Raw genomic sequence first — 12,977 nt, forward strand, 5'->3', positions numbered from 1 at the left:
GCTACGCCGACTTGGCCGTGGCCCGCACGCCGAAGTGGACGTACCGGCTCCCGTCGGCCAGGGCGTAGAACACCACCGGTATCCACGCGTCCTTCTCGTTCCGACGCCCCGCGAAGACGGTCTTCGCCGGGGCGTCCGACACCGCCGTCAGCTGCCACACCAGCGGGTCGAAGGTTCCCGCGAGGCCGTCGGCGCCCTCGTACGTCAGGGTCAGCACGCCCTCGGCGTCGCCCTCGCCGCGGCCCTCACCTCCGCTCTCGGCGATCGTCATCAGGAAGCCCTCGCGGCGGTACCTGCCGACGAACCCTCCGAGCTCGACCACCGGCGGCCGGGCCGGCGGCTCGAAGCCGGGCATCGTCACGTCCGCGAGCTCCGCCGACAGTTCCCGGCACAGCGCCTCGAACACCTTGGGCGCCGCTCCCCCGCCGTTCGTCAGCAGCACCACCGCGACGCCCTTCTCCGGCATCGCCCGCAGGTACGCCAGCTGCCCGAAGGTGCTGCCGTCGTGCCCGAACCCCCGGACGCCGTCCCATTCGAAGAGCCCCCAGCCGAGCCCCCAGTGCGCGCCGAGGAACCACTGGTCGGGCATCTCGACCTCGCGGTTCAGCATCGCCCCGACCACGGCCTCCGGCAGCACCCGCGTCCCGTCCGGCGCGGCGCCGCCGTCCACGAACAGCCGCGCGAACCGGGCGACATCGGCCGCCGTCGCGCAGATCCCGCCGTACGGGCCGGCCGACCGCGGCATCATGTTCCACAGCGGCGTGGGCACCGGCTCCTCGCCCGGGTCGCCCATGTGCCCCATCGCGGCGCGGAAGCGCAGCACCTCCTCCGGCAGGGTCATGGTGTGCTCCAGCCCGAGCGGGCCGGTGAGCAGTTCCTTCAACGCCTCGTCCCACGTGCCGCCGGTCACGACCTCGACGATCCGGCCGAGGACGTTGTACGCGGTGCTGGAGTACGACACGGTCGCGCCGGGCGGGTTGGTCAGTCCGACCGTGCGGGCGCCCTCGACGTAGCGGGCCAGGCAGTCGTCCCCGCGGCCGGTGTCGCTGACGAAGTCGCCCTCGATGCCGCTGGTGTGGTTGAGGAGTTGACGTGGCGTGATGGTGCGGGTGGCATCGGTGTCGGCGACGGCGAACTCCGGCAGGACGTCCACGACCGGCGCGTCGAGGTCGAGCTTTCCGGCCTCCGCGAGCAGCACCACCATCGCGGCCGTGTAGCCCTTGCTGACGGAGCCGATCTGGAACACGGAGTCCGTGGTCACGGCCACGCCGGTCTCCGAGTGCAGGATGCCGGAGGCCAGTTCGTGGATCTCACCGCCGGCCAGCACGGCCAGGGTGGCGCCGTGGATGCGGTGGGCGGCGAGGAGTCCGTCGAGCCGGGCCTGCCAGCGGGCGGTGTCGAAGGCCGGTGCCTCCCCGGTCGCTTCACGGCTCAGCTTCTCCGGCATGTGCTCTCCCTCGCGGTCACGACGATGCATGGGCGGTCCGTGGACGGTTCAGCGACGGCGGACCCGGCGCGTGCGGACAGTCCGGTACGACTGGCCGTCAACTTCTCCATGGCAGGCGGGATTCCGGGCCCCCGGCCCGCATGCTCCGCCGCCGCCGATCATGACACTAGCGCGCCCACGACCATTTTCAAACATCGTTTGAAATCGGATGGCCGCCACCGACCCCCGCGCCGCGCACTGTCGGACCCCACGTCTAGGCTGACGGCCGGGCAAGGGATCAAGGAGCGGCACTGTGCGGATCGAACGTCACCAGGTGGACGGAGCGGCGGTCTCGGCGGCCCGCGAGGGCTTCACCGACCGGATCGGACGGATGGTCCGCTCGTACGCGCGCGCCGATCTGATGACCGCCACCGAATGGCGGCTGATCGCCGACGAGTTCCTCGACCACCTCGGCGCGCTCTCCGCCGACTCCCCCGCCCTCGACACCCCGGAGGCCCGGGCCGTCCTCAAGGACGCCGCCGAGGCCGCCGCCGGCGCCATCGCCTTCGCCGCGTACTACGCGTACGACGGCTTCCAGGTGTTCCTCGACTACCCGAACTTCGGGATGAGCTACGACCCGGAGGAGGCGGACGGGAGCGTACGGCGCAGCCTCGTCCTCCCCCGGTACTGGCTCGACGCGCTCTGCCTCGCGATCCTCTCCGACCGGTTCACCCGGCACGGCGAGGCCTTCGCCTTCACCTGGCAGGCCATGCCCGCCGGCGGCGGCCACTCCGCCGCCCAGCTCGTCAACGGCTTCATGGCCCACCTCCTGGGCCGTACCCGCGACGAGGACGCGACCGGCGGCGAGCCGACTGACAGCAAGCCGACCGAAGCCGCGACCGCCGAACAGCGGCTCGCCGCCATCGACGCCGCACTGGCCCGGATCGAGGACCGGGACAGCGAGGCCACCCAGGCCCTCCGCACCCTGCGCGCCCTCGCGGCGGAGGACCGCGCGGCCTTCGACTCCGGGTTGCTCGCCCTCCTCGACCGCGCCGACGGCACCAGCCCCCGCAGCCTCCTCCCGCTGCTCCCGCTCGCCCTCGCCGCGCTCGCCCACCGGGCCCACGGCTGGCTCCCCGCCGTCGACACCGACTACCTCCCGCACGCCCTGGTCACCGGCTTCGCCGGCCCCGGCCCCCGGGTCGCCGGTCTCGGCCGCGACCGGCGCCCCGACGCCGTCGCCCGGCTCGCCGCCGGTCCCGTCCGCATCGACCGGCCGAGCCCGGCCCTCCCCCTCCACCCCGACAGCGAGGCCCTGTACGAGCGGCGCACCCGGGAGGCGATCGACCCCGGGCCCGAGGACCGCCACACCGTCGCCCTGCTCGCCCGCGCCCTGGGCAAGCAGGTGCTCCTCCTCCGGGCCCGCGCCTCGCAGTCCGCCGACGTCACCGACACCCAGCTCGCCGGTCTGCGCCTGGCCTCCCAACTGGGCGCCGCGCTGTTCCGCATCGCCCTCGCCGAGCCCGGCACCGAAGCCGAGGTGACCATCGGCGGCCGCACGGTCCGCTACCCGGCCACCCGGGACGAGGACACCGGCCCCGGCCACTGGCAGCTCGCCCTCGACCTCGCCCTGATCACGGGCGTCCGCGAGGACCTCGCCCCGGTCGTCCTCGCCGGCCCCACCCACTCCACCACCGACCGCTCCGCGTACGCCTGCTACCGCGTCGCCCTGCACGACTACTTCCGGGGCGTCGACCCGCTCCCGGCCACCGAACGGGCCCTGCGCGAGGCCGAGCGGACGAAGGAGTGGGGCTTCCCCGGCCCGCCGGTGGTCCTCTTCTCCCAGCTCGTGGAGGGCGACGAGACCAGCTTCAACCTGGCGCTGATCGACGCCCTCGAAGCCCACCGCGACCACCACTCGGTCGCCGACCGCGCCACCGACGCCGAGGCCGCGATCAGCCTCGACGTCCTCGCCCTCGCCTGCCACGCCCGGCGCCGGGGCTGGGCCGTCCACGTCGAGTCCCCGTACCTCCCGGCCCGCCTGCTCGCCTGAGGTAGGTCCCTCCTCGCAGCCGGGGACGCGAGGAGGAGGCCGCGGGCGGTCAGTCCGTCCCGGGCTCCTGGAACGCCGTCACCGCCGCGCCGTGCTCATGACCCCACCGGGTGAGCACGGCGATCGGCTCGACCAGCGTCCGGCCCAGGTCCGTCAGCGCGTACTCGACCTTCCCGGCCCCGGCGTGACGGCCGACCAGGCCGTGCCCCTGCAACCGTCGCAGCGTCTGGGTCAGCACCTTCCGCGAGACCCCGCCGATCGACTCGGCCAACTCGCCGTGTCGGCACGGCCTCCGGCTCAACGCGAACAGCACGACCACGGCCCACTTGTCGGCGATGACCTCGACCGCCAACCGGGCCGGGCAGTCGGCGAGGAAGTCGCTCCCGGGGTACTCACGCATGGTGCGACGGTAGTCCAGCGCCGGGAACCCGGAGGTAACCGCCGCCTCACTAGCGTCCATGACGTCCATCACGGAAGCTACCGAGCTGGGGGAACCCGCATGGGAACGGAATCCGCATGGCCGGGCGGGCGGAAGGTCGCCGCGCTGGTCACCGTCGCGCTGGAGCTGTGGTCACCGGGGCACTGGCCCGCCTACGCGCCGATGGCCGCGGCGTGGCCGCTGCCCGGCGTCGACGACACCCACAGCGCCTCCTGGGTGGACTACGGCGTCACCACCGGTATCCGGCGGCTGTTGACCGTCCTCGGTGACCTGCCCGCCACCGTCGGCGTGAACGGGCTGGTGGCCGAGCGGCACCCCGGGACCGTCCTGGCCGTGCACGAGGCGGGCCACGAGATCGCCGCGCACTCCTGGGCCCAGGACGTGGTGCCCGCACTGCTCGACGTCGACGCCGAGCGGGCCAACATCCGTCGCTGCACGGACGCCCTCCGCCAGGTCACCGGGGTGCGTCCGACGGGCTGGTTGAGCCCGCGCGCCACCGGTTCGCGGGACACCGACGGCCTCCTCGCCGAGGCCGGCTACCGCTGGACCGGCGACCACTGCGACCACGAACTCCCGCAGGTCCTGTCCACCGCCCACGGTCCCCTGGTCTCCCTCATGCACGGCGACCACTCCGACGTCCGGGACACCGCGGCCGGCCCGTACGCCTACCGCGACCTGCACCGCGCGCTGTTGGACGAGTTGCTCGCCGCTCCCGGCCCGGGCGTCTTCCGGCTCACCGTCCACGCCCATGTCGCGGGCCGGCCGCTCCTCGCGGGCATGGTCGGCCAGATCCTCGACCACCTCCGGGAGTCCGGCGACGTCTGGGTCGCCACCCACGCCCAGCTGGCCGAGCACGTCCTGGCGCAGCGGGGAGGAACGCCGTGACCCACGTCCTCGTCGTCGGCGGCACCGGCGCCATGGGAAGCCACCTGGTCCGGCACCTGCTGGCCACCACCGACGCCACCGTCACCGTCCCCACCCGCCACCCGGAGTCCGCCCACGCCACCGCTCTCGCCGCCACCGCCCCCGGCCGCGTGCGGCTGGTCCGCTCCGACCCGGCGGCCCTCGACGTCCTGATCGGGCAGGCTGACCGCGTGTTCGCCAACACGGACTTCTTCGCGACGGGCAGCGCCGTGGGTGAGTACCGGCAAGGGCTGCACCTGCTGGCCGCCGCGGCGCGGGCCGGGGTGGAACGCTTCATCTGGTCCTCCTTGGACAGTGCGGTGTCCCTGACCGGCCGTCCCGTCCCGCACTTCGACAGCAAGGCGGCCGTCGCCGCCCACATCCAGCTGATGCGGTCGGAGGAGATGCTCCGCCAGGAGAGCGACGGCTGGTACACCGAGCACGTCTCGATCCTGACCACCGCGCCGTACTTCGAGAACCTGCGGGACCGGCTCACCCCCCGACCGGACGGCCGGGGCGGCCTGACCTTCCGGCTCCCCCTCGGCTCCGCCCGCTACCCGCTCGTCGCCCTCGACGACATCGCCCGGTTCGCCTGCCGCATGTTCGACGACTGGCAGTCCTGGGGTGCCCGCGACCTCGCGGTCATCGGCGACAGCCTCACCGGCGACGAGATCGCCGCCACCTTCACCCGGGTCACGGGCACCCCCAGCACGTACGTCCCGATGCCGCACGAGGAACTGCGCGCCGCCCGACCCGTCTTCGGCCACGACTACGCGGCGATGTTCCGGTTCTTCGCCGACCGCGACCTCTACACGCGGGACCGGGACATCGACCTCCTACGCCGCCTGCACCCCGCCCTGATGACCTTCGAGGACTGGCTCCACCACACTGGCTGGACCGGACCGCCACCCACCGGCTGACGCCCGCCCGAAAGCCCGGCCGCCCGGACCGGCCGACGACCGTCCCGCGACGGCTCGATGGCCGTACGGAGCGCTCGCGCCCACCCCCGTGGGACGGGAACGCTCCGTACGGCCACCCGGCCACCGGACACCCGCAGGCCGGACAGGGCCGTCGTGCCCCCGGCTAGCTCCAGCCCGTGTCACGGCTCCGGCGGTGTCCGCCGCGGCTGTCGACCGTGCTGAACATGCCCCGACCCCCTGTTGGTCCGGCGGGTCACCCCCGCTGCGGTGACGATCATAATCGCCAGAAGCCGAAAACCGCACCTCCCGTACGGCACTGACCGGCGAACAGAGTCGCCGACCGGCCCGTCGGTGCGTCAACTGGCCGGTCGGCCGGAGAGCTTGGGCGACGGGGCGCCTTCGGTGGCTACGCCGTCCCGTCCGCGCCGAGCCGGCGGTAGGCGGCGGCCACGGCCAGCATCCAGGCGATCTCCTCGCGCGGGGTGCGGCCGCCGGTGGTCGCGGCGAGGGCCGCCGGCGGGGTGGGGGCGGGCAGCTCGCGGGCCCGGTGGCGAACGGCCGCGCGCAGCCAGCGGGCCTCGACCCGGGCGAGGTCCTCGCAGGCGGCGGGCGTCGGGACGCACTCGGCGGCCCGGGTGTCCCCGCAGGCCGGATCGCACCCGGAGCCCTGGGTGTCCTCGCGCAGCACCAGGGCGGCGTCCCGGATGGCGAAGGCCCGGTGGGCGAGTTCGACCGAGCGGTCCCGGACGGTCAGCACGTCCCGCAGTCGGCTGCTCGGGGTGCCCAGCACCACCTGGGGGACGGCGGCCACCACGTCCGCCCAGAGCGGGTGCAGCCGCCACAGCGCGTACTGGTCGCGCAGGTAGCCGACCACCGTCCGGGCCGGCGGAATGGTGACGCCGAGGACGAGCAGCACCAGCATCAGGGCGGGCAGCACCTCGCTCGCCGTGTCCTGGAGCGGGATCGGCTTCCCGGCGGCGTCGAAGCGGGTGGAGTCGCCCTTGGCGAGGGTGAACCAGTACCGGTAGAGCGTGTACAGCAGGCCGGTCGCTCCGGCGGCCGCCAGGCAGGTGATCCCCACCCGCAGCGCCCCGCGCGGAACGGCCGCCCGGTTGGACCAGAACAGCACCATCGCCCGTGCGCTGGCCAGTGCGAAGGCGGTGTTGAAGACGCACAGGTAGGCCTTCACCCACGGGTCCCCGAAGTGGGCGTCGATGCCGAAGGCGCCGTCGGCGTCGTGCGGGAGGGCGAAGACGAACAGCAGGCTCAGCACGATGCTCGCGGCCAGCGCCGACAGCAGCCGGGCGCGGGCGGCCCGGGGCCGCTCCGGGCGGTGGCGCACCTCCTGGACGTACTCCAGCAGGAAGTACACCGCGGCGATGCCGACCAGGTGCTTGAGCAGCTGGGTGACGTCCCGGATGCCGGTGAGCTCGCCCAGGGCCCGCTCGACGAAGGCCGGACGGCAGCTGAGCCCGAGGGCGATCGCCGTGAAGGCCGCCCACAGCGCCCGGTTCGCCCGGGTGGTGAAGGCCGTGGGGGCCCGCCAGAGCACGACGCCCCAGATCAGTGAGGGCATCAGCCAGGTGAACAGCGGGCGCATCAGGACTTCCTCCACCGGGGTTGGCGTATCGGGTGCAGCAGGCTCTCGGCCAGCCGGTCGGAGACCGGGCTCGGGTCGGTGGTGGAGCCGACCAGGTCGGCGAGCAGCAGGGCGATCATCTCCGCCTCCTGCTCCTCGGCCGTGTGGTAGCCGGTGCGGCCCGCGCCCATCAGCTGGGCGATCAGTTCGGGCGTCAGGTCCGGCAGCAGCGCGGTGAGCCGGGAGAGTTCGAGGGTGCCGGTGTGGCCGCACAGGACGTGGCCGAGCTCGTGCAGCTTGATCAGGTCCTGGTGGGCGGGGCTGGTGCGTTCCTCGTAGTAGACGACGTCGACGCTGGGCAGCGCGATCCACAGCCCGCAGGGCAGGTCGGGGCCGAGGGCGGGCAGCGGCTCCATGACGATGCGGCGTCCCCGCTCGCGCTCCAGGGCGGCGCGGAAGCCCTCGACGGTGAACGGGGCGGGCAGGCTCAGGCCGGAGAGCCGCTGCTCGCAGCGTCGGCGCAGGCCGCGGGGGAAGGCCAAGGCGGGGGTGTTCCTTCGGAGCGAGGGGCTGGAGCCGGTCGGGGGACGGTGGTGCGTGGTGCGGTGCTCCCGCTCATCCGGCGCCGGTCGGACCCGCCTCCTGACCTGCCACGCCCCTGCCGACGACGCCCTGACCGCTCGCGCCCTGACCGCTCGCGCCCTGTCCGCTCGCGTCCTGTTCGAGCTTGCGGAGGTTGTCGGCGAGCGAGAGCAGCACCCGCAGACTGCCGTCGGACAGCGCGGAGGCCCGCTTGACCAGGTTGACCACCCCGTCGTTGCCCAGCGCCTGCCGCAACTCGGCGATCCGCTCCAGCTGGTCGAGCTGTTCGTCCACCACGGCGGCCTTGGCGTCGTCCAGGAAGTAGCTCGCGCCGGCGCCGATGCCGAAGCCCCGGCCCAGCCAGTCGAGCGTGTCCACGGTGGGGTTGCAGGCCTGGCCCTTCTGGTTCAGGCCGAGGTGGAGGTTGCGCACGGTGTCACGGGAGATGACGTCCCGCCCCGCCAGCCGGTTGATCCGGTCGGCGAGTTCGCGGTAGGCGGGGGGCCGGCCGCCCGATCTGGTCGCCTCCCGGGCCATCAGCCGGTCCAGCCGACGGGCGATGGCCGAGGCGCGCTCCCCCGGCTGCTCCGGCCCGCCCGTCCCGTCACCAGCTGCTGACTTCACCATGTGCGTCCCCCTCCACGACCCTGTCACGATACCGTCGGTGTTCGACCGGTCGGTAGCGCGGACCGGCCCGGTGGGCTGGCGCGCGGGGGCGGCGCCTCCGTGACGGGCCCGGGTGCAGGAGGGCGGGCGCCGCTCCGGCGGCCGCTCAGCGGCCCGGGTGGTGGACGAAACGGTAGGTGTCGCGGTCGAGTTCGGTGACCTGCACGCCGATCGCGGTCGGTACGGCGAGGTGGGAGCGCAGCACGTCGAGTACCCGGGCGGTCAGTTCGGCGCGCTGCGCGGCGGTCCGGCCGGCCAGGATCTTCACCTCCACCAGCACCACGGCCTCACCGCTCGCGCCGTCACCGACGGTGTGGTGCGGGGCCGGGCGGAACAGGGTCTTGCACTCCGCCACCGTGGTGTCGATCACCTCGGTGACGGTCTTGTGCAGTTCGGCGGCCAGGGCGTCCCGGTCGAGGGCGAGTTCGGCCGAGTGGTCGACCAGGAGCTGCGGCACGGGATCCTCCGGAGGGGGTGCGGGCGGGCAGCGCCGACCCTATCGTCCGGGCCCCGCGCGGCGGTCGGCGGGAACGGCGGTGAGCGGCAACGGCACCAGGCAGCATCGGCAAGGGCAAGGGGCGGGAACGGCAGCGGGCCCCGGCGCGCGGCCGGGGCCCGGGGGCGACGGGTCGGGTCAGCAGCCGAAGTCGATCAGGCGGAAGGTCGCGTAGTGGTCGGCGGTGTAGTAGTCCTCGTGCGAGCGCTGGCCGGTGACGATCCGGCGGGTGCCGCGGGTCGGCGCGCCCGGGGTCACCACGGTGTACTCGTGGTAGTAGCCGGAGCGCTGGGAGGGCAGCACGTGCTCCTTGTTGGTGAACACCACGCCGTCCTGGGAGTACGGGAACGGCCCGCCCTTGGCGATCAGGCCGAGGGTGGTCCGGGCCTGGGACGGCAGGGCGGACACGCACACCTTGCCGCTCACCGCGGCCTGCGCCTCGGTGGCGACGGCGACGGGCGCCAGGGTGGCCAGGGAGAGCACGGCGACGGCGGCGGCGCGGGTCTTCCACGCGCGTAGAGTTCGGGTCATGTCAAACAGGATGGCGAACCCGGGAGCTCCCCGGAAGCCCCGTCCGGAGTCTTCATCTCCGGTCAACTCGCCGTACCCGCCGATGACTTGAACCGGCCGGTCAGCCGCCCCGGTAGTCCGTGGCGGCGATCACCGCGAGCCGGCGGCGCCCGGCGTCCAGGACGGCGAAGCCGAGGTCCAGGTCGTCGCGGATGAACCAGTCCCCGCACATGGTGAAGGCGTACCAGGCGCACTCCCCCGCCCGGCGCGCCACCTCGGCCACCCGGTCCTCCGGGCCCGCGCCCACCAGGGCCGCGAGCGAGCGCCAGGCCTCCAGCCGGCCGTAGCCGCCGTACGACCACACGCGTTCGTCGCCGGCGCCGCTGGAGGCGGCGACGAACAGCTGGCGCCAGACCGCGGCGGCGGTGGTCGGCACGACCGCCAGGTGCGCGGCATGCGCCCCGCCGTGGGCCTCGTCCACGCCGTCCACGCCGCCCAGCGGGCCGCGGCAGCCCTCCCCGGACATGCAGTCCAGCGGCAGCCCGGCCAGCGTCCCCGGGAGCTCCGCGGGCGCGACCGGCCGCTCGGCCTCGAACACCGCCGCCTCCAGCTGCCCGTTGAACTGCCGGGCCCAGCGCCGCAGGGCGACGGTCAGCCCGGGCTCGTCCGCCCCGATCTCCACCGCCACCCGGCCGGCCGCCGCGATCCGGTCGCCCTCCGGCAGTGCGTACGGGACGCCGAACGCCACCGCGCCGCGGGAGTAGTGCGCCATGAGGGGCTTCCCCTCGATCGGGTCGAGGGTCCAGGGCAGCCGGGCCAGCGGGTGCGCGGCCCAGTACGGCGAGGCCGCCGCCCAGGCCCGCGCTGCGGGCAGCTCCGCGACCGGGGCGCCGCGCAGCACCAACTCCTGCACCAGGCAGGCCCGCAGCTCCTCCGGCACCCGCGGATGGCCGGCCGGGGCCTCGAACACCCAGGCCAGCGCCTCCAGCGGCTGGTACTCGGCCAGTACGGCGGCGGTCCGGTGGAGCGGCCGACCGGGGCGCAGGCTGACGGCGGGCTTGAGCGCGAACGCGTGCTCCACGTGCACCCGCCCGGGCGTGCTGATCACGTCCCAGAGGACGTGGTCGTAGAGGGAGGCGTGCTCGGCACCCGCCCAGCCCGAGCCGTAGCGGCGGTGCAGCGCGGCGCCGACCTCCACGTGGAAGGCCGTGTCGCCGCGCTCCAGGTGCGCTTCGAGCAGCAGGCACACCTCGCTGACCTCGTACGTCCCGGCCAGCCCGGCCACCAGTTGTTCGATCGTCTTCGCCACGAGGGCGAAGCCTACGACCGCCGGGTCGCCGGTCAGCCCCGGGCCAGCACCAGGGACTGCACCGCCGGGAGCCTGCGCCAGTCGCTGGACACGATGCTCGCGTGCGCCCGGGCCAGCTGCTCGGTACGGGCGCTCGCCTGGTCGACGGTCGGGTCGGTGGCGCTGATCTTCGGCGCCACGTTCTGGGCGTCGGTCATCACCAGCAGGTAGTGCGAGCGGTCGTACCAGGCGGTGTCGATGCCGTTCAGGTAGCCGGCGGCGTCGCCGTCGAAGACCACGAACCAGGGGCGGATCCCGGCGTCGGCGCCGGTGTACTTGGCGCGCGGGTCGCCGGCCGCCGCGCCGTGCACGGCCGGGAACAGCTGGGCCCGGCCGATCCGGCCGGAGGCGGCCAGGTCGCGCAGGTGCCGCCCGTACTCGACGTCGGTGTGCAGGGTGTCGAAGGGGTTGTGCTCCTCGACCGTCCCCGGGATCGCGTAGAGCAGCACCCGCCCGGCGAGGGCCGAGCGGCTCGGCCAGTTGCCCGCCCGGACGGCCTCGTCGACGGTGGCGTAGGCGCCGCCGCCGGGCTTGGCCAGCACGTCGGCCGGGCGCAGCACCGCGTCGCCGAGGTGGGCGGCGATCAGCGTGTCCAGCTGGTCGGGGCCCATGCCGAGGTTGGCCGCGAAGCCGCCCTTGACCTCCAGCTTGATCACCAGCGGGCCGGCGCCCGGGTGGGCGCCGAGCCAGACCCGGACGTCGTCGAGGCAGTGCTCCAGGTTCTTGTTGGTGCCGCCGCCGTAGAGCTGGGCCGGGGTGTCGGCGGCGGTGCAGTTGTTGGAGTTGCCGAGCGGGTTGGAGTGGCTGACCTTCCACTCGTGGGTGACGGTGTCGGTCCAGAGGTCGAGTTCGATCATGCCGGTGCCGGTGTCCAGGCTCTGGGCGAGGTACGGGTAGGCGGCCGGTTCGTAGGTGTTGTGCAGGCCGACGGTGGTGGCGGAGCCGAACGGCAGGGCCCCGGTGCCGTCGTCGGTGTCGGCGGCGCCGAGGGCCGCGGTGGGCACCAGGGCCGCGGCGGTGGCGAGCAGGCCGGCGGCCAGCAGGCCCGCCAGGGTACGGCGTACGGTCATCGGAATCGTCCCCCCGGGAAGGTCACGACGGCCGCGGGTGCGCGCCGCCGGAGGCAGCATCGCCGGACCGGGCGTGCACCTCGTGAAGAAGGCACGACAATATCGTGACGGCTTCGCCACCTCCGCCCCGGGTTCCGGCCGCCGCGGCCGCCGCCCGCGGCACGCCGCGCCCCTTCCGTGACGGTTCGTCAGATCCGTCGTACCCGGGCGCTAGCGTGGCCCGCGAGCGGGCGGCCGTGACCGGGCGCCCGAGAGCCACGAGCAGCGGAGGCGCACGATGTCCCTGGTCCGGGTCCACAACTTCTCGATCTCCCTCGACGGGTACGGCACCGGCGAGGGCCAGAACCTGGAGCAGCCCTTCGGGCACGCCGCCCACCGGCTGCACCAGTGGTTCTTCGGCACCCGCACCTTCCGGCGGATGACCGGCCAGGAGGGCGGCGGCACCGGGCTGGACGACGCGATGGCCCGCACCTGGGCCGAGGGCATCGGCGCCGAGATCATGGGCCGCAACAAGTTCGGCCCGCAGCGCGGCCCCTGGGAGGACGAGGCCTGGCAGGGCTGGTGGGGCCCCAACCCGCCGTTCCACACTCCGGTCTTCGTGCTCACCCACCACCCGCGCCCGACCGTGGAGATGGAGGGCGGGACGGTCTTCCACTTCGTCGACGCCTCGCCCGAGGAGGCGCTGCGGCGGGCCCGGGAGGCGGCCGGCGGCCTGGACGTCCGGATCGGCGGCGGGCCGCGCACCGTCCGGGCCTTCCTGGAGGCCGACCTGGTCGACCACCTGCACGTGGTCGTGGTGCCGATCGTGCTGGGCCGGGGCGAGTCGCTCTGGGCCGGGCTGGAGGGGCTGGAGGAGCGCTTCGACACCGAGGCGGTGAGCAGCCCGAGCGGGGTGACCCACCTCACCTTCACCCGCCGCGCCCGCGCCTGAGCGAGGCCGGCCCACAGCCGACGGGCGGCCGCCCCGTGGAGCGTGCGGGGGGCC

At 74.3% G+C, this 12,977-nt stretch carries 13 protein-coding genes; 4 read left to right on the forward strand and 9 right to left on the reverse strand.

The window, feature by feature from the left end; translation table 11 throughout:
* Position 1: 1 nt before the first annotated feature.
* Entirely contained in the window at positions 2-1,447 is a 1,446-nt protein-coding gene (locus tag ACFXPX_RS41270; protein ID WP_380644911.1) for a serine hydrolase domain-containing protein, read from the reverse strand.
* A 292-nt stretch (positions 1,448-1,739) separates the two neighbouring features.
* On the opposite strand from ACFXPX_RS41270, the gene ACFXPX_RS41275 reads away from it, so the two are divergent.
* Positions 1,740-3,479 (forward strand): Imm49 family immunity protein, encoded by a 1,740-nt coding sequence (locus ACFXPX_RS41275; RefSeq protein WP_380644912.1) that lies wholly within the window; start codon positions 1,740-1,742, stop codon positions 3,477-3,479.
* Positions 3,480-3,528: 49 nt separating this feature from the next.
* On the opposite strand, the gene ACFXPX_RS41280 is transcribed toward ACFXPX_RS41275, so the two are convergent.
* Positions 3,529-3,879 (reverse strand): winged helix-turn-helix transcriptional regulator, encoded by a 351-nt coding sequence (locus ACFXPX_RS41280; protein ID WP_380528677.1) that lies wholly within the window; start codon positions 3,877-3,879, stop codon positions 3,529-3,531.
* 99 nt (positions 3,880-3,978) lie between these two features.
* Here ACFXPX_RS41280 and ACFXPX_RS41285 point away from each other — a divergent pair, with 99 nt between their 5' ends.
* Positions 3,979-4,803, forward strand: coding sequence for a polysaccharide deacetylase family protein (locus ACFXPX_RS41285; RefSeq protein ID WP_380592147.1), 825 nt, complete (start codon positions 3,979-3,981; stop codon positions 4,801-4,803).
* Positions 4,800-5,741 (forward strand): NmrA family NAD(P)-binding protein, encoded by a 942-nt coding sequence (locus ACFXPX_RS41290; RefSeq protein WP_380528673.1) that lies wholly within the window; start codon positions 4,800-4,802, stop codon positions 5,739-5,741. Before ACFXPX_RS41285 ends, ACFXPX_RS41290 begins: the two co-directional genes overlap by 4 nt.
* A 406-nt stretch (positions 5,742-6,147) precedes the next feature.
* Here the strand turns inward: ACFXPX_RS41290 and ACFXPX_RS41295 are convergent, their stop codons facing one another.
* The 7 genes from ACFXPX_RS41295 to ACFXPX_RS41325 form a co-directional block, all read right to left on the reverse strand.
* The gene (locus ACFXPX_RS41295; RefSeq protein ID WP_380528671.1) at positions 6,148-7,356 is read right to left on the reverse strand and encodes an MAB_1171c family putative transporter; all 1,209 of its coding nucleotides are present in this window, start codon (positions 7,354-7,356) and stop codon (positions 6,148-6,150) included.
* Positions 7,341-7,862, reverse strand: coding sequence for a hypothetical protein (locus tag ACFXPX_RS41300; protein WP_380528670.1), 522 nt, complete (start codon positions 7,860-7,862; stop codon positions 7,341-7,343). The genes ACFXPX_RS41295 and ACFXPX_RS41300 overlap by 16 nt, the downstream gene beginning before the upstream one ends.
* 73 nt (positions 7,863-7,935) lie before the next feature.
* Positions 7,936-8,529 carry a hypothetical protein gene (locus tag ACFXPX_RS41305; RefSeq protein ID WP_380592139.1) on the reverse strand — a complete coding sequence of 198 codons (594 nt, stop codon included), beginning with the start codon at positions 8,527-8,529 and terminating at the stop codon, positions 7,936-7,938.
* Between the two features lie 145 nt (positions 8,530-8,674).
* A complete protein-coding gene (locus tag ACFXPX_RS41310) occupies positions 8,675-9,025 on the reverse strand; it encodes a 5-carboxymethyl-2-hydroxymuconate Delta-isomerase (RefSeq protein ID WP_380528666.1) in 351 nt (116 codons plus the stop codon).
* Positions 9,026-9,202: 177 nt separating this feature from the next.
* A complete protein-coding gene (locus ACFXPX_RS41315) occupies positions 9,203-9,595 on the reverse strand; it encodes a ribonuclease domain-containing protein (protein ID WP_380528664.1) in 393 nt (130 codons plus the stop codon).
* A gap of 100 nt (positions 9,596-9,695) precedes the next feature.
* Positions 9,696-10,883, reverse strand: coding sequence for a DUF6183 family protein (locus ACFXPX_RS41320; protein WP_380592137.1), 1,188 nt, complete (start codon positions 10,881-10,883; stop codon positions 9,696-9,698).
* Positions 10,884-10,915: 32 nt separating this feature from the next.
* Complete coding sequence (locus tag ACFXPX_RS41325; RefSeq protein ID WP_380644913.1) at positions 10,916-11,992, reverse strand: phosphatidylinositol-specific phospholipase C domain-containing protein; 1,077 nt, start codon at positions 11,990-11,992, stop codon at positions 10,916-10,918.
* 277 nt (positions 11,993-12,269) lie between these two features.
* On the opposite strand from ACFXPX_RS41325, the gene ACFXPX_RS41330 reads away from it, so the two are divergent.
* Positions 12,270-12,923, forward strand: a complete 654-nt coding sequence (locus ACFXPX_RS41330; RefSeq protein ID WP_380528659.1) for a dihydrofolate reductase family protein — start codon at positions 12,270-12,272, stop codon at positions 12,921-12,923.
* The last annotated feature ends 54 nt before the right edge of the window (positions 12,924-12,977 follow it).

This window comes from Kitasatospora sp. NPDC059146 (assembly GCF_042786665.1).
Taxonomy (GTDB): Bacteria; Actinomycetota; Actinomycetes; order Streptomycetales; family Streptomycetaceae; genus Kitasatospora.